Raw genomic sequence first — 9,508 nt, 5'->3', positions numbered from 1 at the left:
CATCGCGCTGACCGATCAGGGCGCGGGTGAACCCGCCTTTGTCTTTCTCCATTACTGGGGCGGCGCGGGCCGCACCTGGCGGCATGTCGTGGCGCAGATGGGCGACAGCCGCCTCATCCTGCCCGACTTGCGGGGCTGGGGTGCCTCGGTCGCGACCGATGGCCGGTTCGACCTCGACACCATGGCCGATGACGTCGCGGCCGTGATCGCCACCAAGAGCGTGAAGCGCTTCGTGCTGGTCGGACATTCCATGGGCGGGAAGATCGCCCAGATACTTGCAATGCGCGGGCTGCCCGGCCTCGCCGGCCTCGTGCTGGTCGCCCCTGCCCCGCCTTCGCCGATGCCGGTGCCGGCCGAAATCCGGGCCGCCATGCTCGCCTCCTATGGGTCCGAGCAAGGCGTCGCGCAGGCACTGGCCGTGCTCGCCGGCAGGCCGCTGAGCGAGGCTGACCGCGCCATGGTCGTGGCGGACACGCTCCGCGGTGCCGAGGGGGCGAAACGGGCCTGGACCGAGGCGGGGATGGTTCAGGATCTGGGGTCCGGCCTCGCGCGGGTCGCCGGTCCCGCTACAATCCTCGCGGGCTCCGCCGATCGCGTTGAAGACGCAAATCGTCTGCGCGCGATCTATGCCGGGGAACTGCCGCGGGCCGCGTTCCGGCAGCTGCAGGGGATCGGTCATCTTTCGCCGTTGGAAGCACCGGCGGAGATCGCGGCGGCCTGCCGTGACATGCTTCACCGCATCGGGGAGTAGCTGCCGTCACGTCATCCGCAGGCGCAGCAGCGCGACCGTCAACAGCAGGCCGCAGACGGTCACCGCCCCGGCCAGGCTCGCAATGGCGGCGAAGAGACCAAAATGGTCCGCGATGAGGCCGAGAAGCATGACCGGGATCAGATTGCCGAGATAGCCCGCGATATAGGTGAAGGACACGACGGTCGCCCGCCCGCGCGCGGGCGCACTGTGGCTGCTGATCGCCGCCGCCCCGGAGAAGCAGCAGCCGTAACCGAGGCCGGTCGCGAGCGCGCCGAGGCAGAAAAGCCAGGACGCCGCGAGGGCGGCGGCGGCGGTCGCCAGCACTAGCCCCGCCGCCATCAACCCGGCGCCCGTCATGGCGAGCGTGCGGGGCCGAAAATTGCGACCGCCGAGCTGCGCCGATCCCGCCACGATCTGGAAGACCGCGACGGTGAGCGCCGCGACCGCCGGATCGCGGATGCCGGCAAGCTGGCGTGCGAAGATCGCGCCGAGCGCGAGGAAGCAGCCGCCGGCCATCCAGGCCGTGGCCATGCCGGCGCAGGAAATGACGAAGGGCATGCCCGCCTCGCGCAGCAACGCGCCGACGCGCGGCTTGGTCGCTGGTGCCGCAAGATGAGCCGTGGCGGAGGGCACTTCCGGCGGCGTCCAGGGCGCCGCGCGTAGCGCCAGCAGCAGCAGGCCGGAGAGGCTTGCCAGTAACACGAAGGGGCTCAGCGTCGGCGCGAAACCTGCGGCCAGCGCGGCCGCGGTGATAACGACGCCGCTGGTAATGCCGCCAGTGACGGCGACCGTCGCGATGATGGCCGCGCGCACCCGGTCCCGCGCGGGATCAAGCTCGATAAGGGCCGCGGTCGCCGGCCCCATGATGCAGCCCGTGCCCATGCCGGCGAAGAAGCGCCCGACGAGAAGCGCGGGCACGGAATGAGCGAGCGCCATCAGCACCGCGCCGATCCCGGCGGCGGCAAGCGCCGCGTAGATCAGCAGACGCCGATCCGGGATCCGATCGGAGATGCGGCCAAGCAGAATGAGCGCGAACACCGTGCCGAGCGAATAAATGCCGTAGATCGCCGTCAGCCAGACATGGTCAATGCCAAGGCGCGCCTGATAGAGGCCGTAGATCGGCGAAGGCGCGCTGCTGCCCAGCATGGCGACCGAGATGGACGCAACGACCACGCCCCGTGTGAGGCGGTATCTGGGGCCGCTCTTCCCGCCATCCGTATCCAGCTGCACGATTCCCGCGATCTCTCCGTCCGCCTCCCGCTAGAGCATGATCGGCCGGGCAGAGAAAGAGCGCGGCGCGTATCGGCCTTGCGCGGCACGCAGGATGACAGCACTACGCCGCCCGACTAGCAGGGTCCATGGCGATCGCTTTAGGGCTTCTCGCCGCGATTCTCTGGGGAGTCGCGGACTTCCTGGCACGGTTCTCGGCGCGCGGCCTCGGGCCCTGGCGCTCCAGCTTCTATGGCCAGTTCCCGGGCTTTGTCATCTTCTCCGCCTGCCTGCTGCTGATCCCGGCGATGCGCCTGCCGGCGCTTCATGCGCCGCCTCTCTATTGGTGGCTGGCCCTGCTCGCCGCTGGCGGCTCAACCCTGTCCGGCTTCGCCATGGTGCGCGGACTGATTGCGGGTGCACTCTCCCTCGTCGTCCCCGTGGTCGCGAGCTATGGCGCGGTCTCGACCGCGCTTGCCGTGCTGACCGGGGAGCATCTGTCGGGGCCTGCTGCCCTCGGTATCGCGCTCACCGTGCTCGGCATCGCCATCACCGCCATGCGGCGGGGGCCGAAGATTGCCGACGCAACGCACGGCACCGCCGGTATCGGCTGGGCCATCCTCGCCGCCGGTGGCTACGGCACCACGCTGTGGCTGCAGGGGCGCTACGTCATGCCCCATATGGGGCCCGTCGCCCCGCTCTGGATCGGTAGTCTCTGCTCCCTGGCCGTGACGCTCGCCATCACCCAGGCGCGCCGCCACAGCCTGAGCCTGCCGCCGTTAAAACTGCTCCCCTTCACCTGGGGCTACGGCACACTCACCGCCTTCGCCTATCTCAGCATGGCGCTGGGCCTGACCACCGGAAAGGTCGCGATCGTCGCGGTGTTGAGTTCGCTCTGCAGCACGATCACCGCGGTCCTGGGTTTTGTCCTCCTCAAGGAAAGGCTCGCCCGCCGCCAATGGGCGGGCATTGCCCTCATCCTCGTGGGCGTCGCACTGATCAACCTGCGCTAAGCGGCGCTCAGCGAAGGTTTTCGTATTTCTCGAGCAGCCATTCCGCCGGCTCTTCCGCCGCCTCCTGGTACCAGGCATCGACCAGGGGATGGGCACGCACGGCGCGGCAATAGTCGAGGCTGCCCTCGCTCAATTCCGGCTGATAGGTCAGGAACCGAGCGACGACGGGCGCGAACATGATGTCCGCCCCGGTGAAGCGCTCGCCGAAGAGATAGGGCCCGTCCCCGCCGTATTCGCTCTTGGCCTCCGCCCAGATCGCCTCGATCCGCGCGATATCCTCAAGCGCGAATTCGGTCCGGCCAAGACCCGCGTAATCCCCGCGGCCGAGATTCATGGGCATCGCCTGACGCAGCGCGCGGAAGCCCGCATGCATCTCGGCGGCGACGGCGCGCGCCATGGCGCGGGCGCGGCGCTTCTTGGGCCAGAGCGTCGCGTCGAACTCAGCGCAGTATTCGATGATGGCGAGGCTTTCCCAGATGCGGGCGCCGTTGTGCTCCAGATAGGGCACGAGGCCGGCGGGCGTCTGGCCCTTCAGCGCGGAGGTGGCACCGCCGGCGAGCGGGATCAAAACCTCCGTGACGTCCAGCCCCGCCAGCTTGACCGGCAGCCAGCCTCGCATGGACCAGGAGGAATACCGCTTCGTCCCGATGACGATCTTTCCATCGCTCATGCCGCAGTCTCCGCTTGTTGGGGGGCCAGTGATCCCGCTGGCGCGGCGTCGCGCAAGGGGTTTTCGGCGCATGGCGACCGCCCCTTCACGCCGTCCTTCTGGCATCATTTGTGCCGGCATTCATGCGGCGTGCGTTGAGCGCCCATAACCTGATCGTATCTAGGCTGATAATAACAGGCGTTATAATAACGTCTCCATGGCTAAAGTCCCCCACGAAGAGGATTTGCTCTTCCTCATCGGAGACACGGCGCGGCTCATCGGCACCTATGCCGACCGCATCGCGCGCAGTCGCGGCATGTCCAAGGCGCAATGGGTGCTGCTGCTGAAGCTCGCCCGTCATCCCGGCCTGTCGCAGAAGGATCTCGCCCAGATGATGGAGGTGGAGCCGATCACCGTCGGCCGCCTCGTCGACCGGCTCGCGTCCCACGGCCTCGTGGAGCGGGTGCCGGACGAGCAGGACCGGCGGGTTTGGCGGCTGCATCTTCTACCCGCCGCGGAACCTGTCCTCGACGAACTCGCCGAACGTCGGAAGGAAATCGTCGCGATGGTCTGTGCCGGCATCGACGATGCGATGGCCGAGACCATGCGCCAGGGCCTCGTCCGGGCGAAAACCAATGTCACCTGTGCGCTCAGGGGAACGGAGCGCCAGGCGGAAGAGACCGACAGCAAAAAAGCAGAAGTCCAGGCATGAACCAGATCACCACACGTGACCGCACGACCGCTGATGCCGCCAAGACGGGGACGCCCGACCAGGTCTCGCAGACCAATCAGGGCGCGCCGCACAAGGCCGCGCCGGCAAAACCCCGCCGCAGCGTGCTGCGCCCTATCCTCATGCTGGGTGGCGTCGCCGTCGTCATCGTCGGCGTCGGCTATGCCTGGCTGACCGGCGGACGCTACATCTCGACCGACGATTCCTATGTGGAAGCGGCGGAAGTGAACACAACGACGGATGTCGCCGGCATCGTGGCGCGTGTCCTTGTGCATGAGGGCGAGCGGGTGACGAAGGGTCAGGAGCTGTTCCGCCTGGAGCAGCATCATTTCCGCATCGCGCTCGACGGCGCCAAGGCGAAGCTCGCCCAGACGGCCGAGGATCTCGCGGCCGAGAAGGAAGATTATCAGCGCATGCTGAAGGACGTTGATACGGAAAGCGCCCAGGTTGCGCAGGACCAGGCTGACTTTGGCCGCTACGCCTCGCTCATCCACAGCGGCGGCGTGACCCGTGCCGAATATGACGATGCGCGGTTCAAGCTCGCCGCCGACCAGGCCCGGCTCGAATCGCTGCAGGAGCAGGCCAAGACGCAACTCGCCAAGCTCGGCGGCAATATCGACAAGCCGATCGACCAGATGCCCGAATATATGAGCGCCGCCGCCGATGTTGCGGAAGCACAGCGCCAGCTTGACCACACCATCGTCTATGCACCCTTCAACGGCATCGTGACGAATGTGGAGAGCCTGCAGCCGGGCCATTACCTGACGGCCGCCGCTGCCGCCTTCGGCCTGGTCTCGACGGACGACGTCTGGGTGACCGCGCAATACAAGGAAACCCAGCTGACCCATGTACGGCCGGGCCAGAAGGTCACCATCTCGGTCGATACCTACCCCGGGCAGACATGGACCGGCGTGGTGCAGAGCATCGCCCCCGCTTCCGGTAGCCAGTTCTCCCTGCTGCCGGCTGAGAATTCCTCGGGCAACTGGGTCAAGGTCGTGCAGCGCATCCCGGTGCGCATCGAGATCGCGAGCGGGCCCAAGGATCTGCCACTGCGCGCGGGCATGAGCGTCGAGGTCTCGGTCGATACCGGCCACCAGCGCCATCTCTCCGATCTCTTCTGACCGGCCGAAGGGCAGCGCCATGTCCGCCGCGACCACAGCAAACCCGATCCCGCTGCATGAGCGCATCACCCCGCTGACGCGGACCATCATCACGATCTGCGTCATGCTGGCGACGCTCATGCAGGCGCTGGACAGCACTATCGCCAACGTCGCCCTGCCCTATATGCAGGGCACGCTCTCGGCCAATTCCGACCAGATCAACTGGGTGTTGACCTCCTATGTCGTCGCCGCCGCGATCATGACGGCGCCGGTCGGCTGGATGAGCGCGCGCTTCGGGCCGAAGAACGTGCTGCTCGTCAGTCTCGTCGGCTTCACCGTCACCTCCATGCTCTGCGGCATCGCGGGCTCGATCGGCGAGATGGTGCTGTTCCGCTTCCTTCAGGGCGTGTTCGGCGCGGCACTGGTGCCGCTGTCGCAATCGACACTGCTCAATATCTACTCCCTGGAGAAGCGCGGCCCCGCCATGTCGATCTGGGGCATGGGCGTGATGCTCGGCCCGATCCTGGGCCCCACACTCGGCGGCTACCTGACGGACCTTTACAACTGGCGCTACGTTTTCTTCGTCAACCTGCCCTTCGGCATCCTGGCGACGGTCGGCATCATCATCTTCATGCGCGGGGAGACCGAGCTGAAGGTGCCTCGCTTCGACTGGACGGGCTTCGCCATCCTCGGCATCGCGCTGGCCGGCCTGCAGCTGGCGCTCGACCGTGGCGAGACCAAGGACTGGTTCGGCTCCAACGAGATCATCGCCGAAGCGATCATTGCCGGCCTCGGCTTTTATCTCTTTACCGTCCATATGCTGACGACGGACAAGCCGCTGCTGCCCAAAGGCATCTTCACCGACCGCAACATGCTGAGCGCAATCCTCATGATGTTCCTGGTCGGGCTTGTCCTGCTGTCAAGCTCCGCCCTCCTCGCCCCCTATCTGCAGAAGCTCTCGGGCTATTCGGTGCGGGAGGCGGGCCTGGAAATGGCGCCCCGCGGCTTCGGCACCATGGCGGCGATGATGATCTGCGGCCGCATCGGCACCAAGATAGACGTGCGCCTGCAGATGCTGGTCGGCATCCTGCTGCTCCTCGTCTCGCTCTATTGGATGACGCTGTGGACGCCGGACGTCTCCTCCAGCTGGATTCTGACCGTCATCATCGTGCAGGGCGCCGGGCTCGGCCTCGTCTTCATGCCGCTGCAGCTGATCGCCTTCGCGACGCTCGACCCCAGGCTGCGCGGCGATGGAGCGGCGGCGATGAGCCTCACCCGCAACATCGGCATGGCCATCGGCACCTCGGTCACCTCCGCCATCGTGACCCAGATGAGCCAGTACGAACATGCGGTGCTGAGCTATTTCGTGAAGCCCTTCGCGCATGTCTTCACGTCCGACAGCATGGCGGCGATCGCACCGACCACGGCGCAGGGCGCCCAGATGATGAACCAGATCATCGACCGACAGGCCAACATCATCGGCTATGGGGATTCCTTCATGGCGCTGATGATCAGCACCGTCCCCTGCCTCTTCCTGCTCTTCCTGATGCGCAAGCCGAAGGTCCAGCCCAAGCCGGCACCGGGGGAAGCGCATGTGGCGATGGACTGATCGCCCCGGTCAGCCCGCAAGAGACTGCGTGGCGAGCCCGCGCAGTTCGCCGTAGGCACGGCGCAGGACCTGCCACCCGCCGCTGATCCCGAGCCCAGCCATGACGGCGGCAACCGCGAGATCGGGCCAGCGGGTTCCGGAGCCGAAGACACCGGCCGCCGCCGCCAGAACCGCGCAATTGCCGATTGCGTCATTGCGCGAGCAAATCCAGACGGAGCGCATGTTCGCGTCGCCCTCGCGGAAGCGGAACAGCATCAGGGCCACGCCGGCATTGACACACAGGGCCAGGATACCGACCACACCCATCATGCCTGCGGCCGGAACACCCCCCAGCGCCGCGTGCCATAGGGCCGATCCCAGGACAAACACGCCGAGAAGGACGAGTGAGCCTCCCTTGACAAAGGCGGCGCGGGCCCGCCAGCCGAGGCCGAGCCCGGCGACCCCGAGGCTGATTGCATAATTCGCGGCGTCGGCAAGAAAATCGATCGCATCCGCCTGCAGCGCGGTCGAGCCCGCGGTGAGCCCGGCCACGACTTCCGCCACGAACATGCCGCCGTTGAGGGCGAGCGCGATCCACAGCACCCGGCGCCAGGCTGGCGTATTCAACGCCCCTGGGCGCGGAGGGGTGCAGCCGTCATCATGGCAGCAGCCAGCCATTTCGCTTCGTCCCGCTTGTGGTCAAGGCCGCCCAGATGCACCCTGTAGCCGCTACAGGGTCAAGCTCATGGCAGAATTGACGATCGGCGCCTTGGCGCAGAACACCGGAACGAAGGTCGAGACCATCCGCTATTACGAGCGGATCGGCCTCATGCCGCCACCCGCCCGCACGGCAAGCAACCATCGCCGCTATGGCCGGGCGCATGCCAGGCAGCTTGGACTTGTCAGGCGCGCCCGCGCCCTCGGCTTCTCGCTCGGCGAGATCCGCGAGCTTCTGCAACTCGCCGCCGAGCGCGAGCGCCCGTGTGACGGCGTGGATGCGATCGCACGCCGTCACCTCGCCGAAATCGACATCAAGATCACGGAACTGACCGTCCTGCGCGAGGAATTGGCGAGGATGATCGCGCGATGCGACCAGAACCGGATGGCCGACTGTCGCATCATCCAGGCGCTCGCCGCCGACGGCAGCTAGGCGTCAGGGCGTCAGCACCAGCCGGCCGGGAACGCCACCCTGGCGCAGCCGCTCGAGCGCGGCATTGGCCTCCGCAAGCGGCAGTGTTTCGACCTCCGACAGGATGCCGGCGGTCAGCGCCAGTTCCACCGCTTCCAGCAGATCGGCCCGCGTGCCGACATTGGAGCCGATCAGACGCTTCTCAAAATTGGCAAGGGCCGAGATGGAAACCGGCAGGCTGTCGCGATCCTTGGCGGGGAGTGCGATGAAGATCACCGCACCGCCCGGCGAAATGGCGGCGATCGCCTGGGTGAAGGCACTGGGCGCGGGGGCGACGACGATGGCCGCCCGCAGACCGGCCTCACCGGCGATGCCCTTGAGCTGCTGCGGCAGATCGCCCGATCCCGCCTGCACCACGGCCATGGCGCCGAGGCGGGTGGCGAGTTCCAGCTTCGCCGGGTCGAGATCGACCGCGATTGGCCGGTAGCCCATGGCGCGGGCATATTGCACCGCCATCTGGCCGAGGCCGCCGCAGCCGATGACGGCGACGAAGGCGCCCGGCCTTAGCTGCGCGCGCTTCAGACCGCGATAGGTGGTGACACCGGCGCAGAGCACGGGCGCGAAGCGCGCGGCATTGACGTCCTTCGGCAGTTCCACCACGAAATCCGCCCGGGCGACAATGTAGTCGGCATAGCCGCCGTCGCGGCTGTAGCCGGTACCCTCGGCCTCGGCACAGATCGTCTCCTCGCCTTCCAGGCAGGCGCGGCAATGGCCGCAGGCGCCGCCGTTCCAGGCGACGCCGACGGTCGCCCCCACCGCCGGCCCGCGCACCCCCGCCCCGTGGGAGACGACCGCGCCCACCACCTCATGCCCGGGGACAAGCGGCAATTTCGGCGGCGCGCCCCAGTCGCCATCCACGATATGCAGGTCGGAGTGACAGACGCCGCAGGCGGCGACGCGGATGAGGATTTCACCCGGCCCCGGCGTGGGGATCGCCGCGCAGCCAAGTGCCAAAGGCGTACCTGTGGCGGTCATCAGGGCGCGGGTCATCTCTGCAGGCATCGGCGCGGCCTCATTTTATGGCGGAGGTGAAACTGAACGGGTTCCGGACGTCGCGCAACGGCCCTGGGGATGGTTCTTCCCGTTCTGCGGTCGTGACGAGCCAATGAGCCATGATCGCTCTCTGCCGCATCATAACGGCAGTCGGCCTCCCGAAAAGAGATACCGGTTGTTGATCACGTTTCTTGTGATCGCGATCCATCGTTGCAGACCGTCAGAGAAGGGCCATCTCAAATGCTTGAACTGGGCCTTCGTCCGCAGCATTTGTTTCGACCTCCCA

General features: G+C 67.1%; 10 protein-coding genes. 6 read left to right on the top strand and 4 right to left on the bottom strand.

From position 1 onward, the window contains the following. Positions 1-751, top strand: a 751-nt coding sequence (locus VL752_RS17760) for an alpha/beta fold hydrolase (RefSeq protein WP_325357199.1), incomplete at its 5' end; no start/stop codon positions are given. 6 nt (positions 752-757) lie between these two features. Here the strand turns inward: VL752_RS17760 and VL752_RS17755 are convergent. Beyond that, entirely contained in the window at positions 758-1,981 is a 1,224-nt protein-coding gene (locus VL752_RS17755; protein ID WP_325357198.1) for an MFS transporter, read from the bottom strand. Between the two features lie 128 nt (positions 1,982-2,109). Between VL752_RS17755 and VL752_RS17750 the strand changes: the two genes are divergently transcribed. Further along, a complete protein-coding gene (locus VL752_RS17750) occupies positions 2,110-2,973 on the top strand; it encodes a DMT family transporter (protein WP_325357197.1) in 864 nt (287 codons plus the stop codon). 7 nt (positions 2,974-2,980) lie between these two features. Here the strand turns inward: VL752_RS17750 and VL752_RS17745 are convergent, their stop codons facing one another. Then, positions 2,981-3,643, bottom strand: a complete 663-nt coding sequence (locus tag VL752_RS17745) for a glutathione S-transferase (RefSeq protein ID WP_325357196.1) — start codon at positions 3,641-3,643, stop codon at positions 2,981-2,983. A 196-nt stretch (positions 3,644-3,839) separates the two neighbouring features. On the opposite strand from VL752_RS17745, the gene VL752_RS17740 reads away from it, so the two are divergent. The 3 genes from VL752_RS17740 to VL752_RS17730 are packed head-to-tail and all read left to right on the top strand — an operon-like array spanning position 3,840 to position 7,061. Continuing rightward, the gene (locus tag VL752_RS17740) at positions 3,840-4,334 is read left to right on the top strand and encodes a MarR family winged helix-turn-helix transcriptional regulator (protein WP_325357195.1); all 495 of its coding nucleotides are present in this window, start codon (positions 3,840-3,842) and stop codon (positions 4,332-4,334) included. After that, a complete protein-coding gene (locus tag VL752_RS17735) occupies positions 4,331-5,473 on the top strand; it encodes an HlyD family secretion protein (RefSeq protein WP_325357194.1) in 1,143 nt (380 codons plus the stop codon). Before VL752_RS17740 ends, VL752_RS17735 begins: the two co-directional genes overlap by 4 nt. A gap of 19 nt (positions 5,474-5,492) precedes the next feature. After that, positions 5,493-7,061: a DHA2 family efflux MFS transporter permease subunit gene (locus tag VL752_RS17730; protein ID WP_325357193.1), complete on the top strand. Its 1,569-nt coding sequence runs from the start codon at positions 5,493-5,495 to the stop codon at positions 7,059-7,061. A 9-nt stretch (positions 7,062-7,070) separates the two neighbouring features. Here the strand turns inward: VL752_RS17730 and VL752_RS17725 are convergent, their stop codons facing one another. Then, positions 7,071-7,718: a cation transporter gene (locus VL752_RS17725; RefSeq protein WP_325357192.1), complete on the bottom strand. Its 648-nt coding sequence runs from the start codon at positions 7,716-7,718 to the stop codon at positions 7,071-7,073. 67 nt (positions 7,719-7,785) lie between these two features. Here VL752_RS17725 and VL752_RS17720 point away from each other — a divergent pair, with 67 nt between their 5' ends. Then, a complete protein-coding gene (locus tag VL752_RS17720) occupies positions 7,786-8,190 on the top strand; it encodes a MerR family transcriptional regulator (RefSeq protein ID WP_325357191.1) in 405 nt (134 codons plus the stop codon). A 3-nt stretch (positions 8,191-8,193) separates the two neighbouring features. Here the strand turns inward: VL752_RS17720 and VL752_RS17715 are convergent, their stop codons facing one another. Beyond that, on the bottom strand, positions 8,194-9,231 hold the full coding sequence (locus VL752_RS17715; protein WP_325357190.1) for an alcohol dehydrogenase catalytic domain-containing protein: 1,038 nt from the start codon (positions 9,229-9,231) through the stop codon (positions 8,194-8,196). Positions 9,232-9,508: the final 277 nt, after the last annotated feature.

The sequence above is a fragment of the Acidisoma sp. genome (assembly GCF_035492295.1).
GTDB lineage: Bacteria > Pseudomonadota > Alphaproteobacteria > Acetobacterales > Acetobacteraceae > Acidisoma.
The sequence above is the reverse complement of the archived record's forward strand: the minus strand, read 5'-3'. Positions and strand labels throughout refer to the sequence as shown.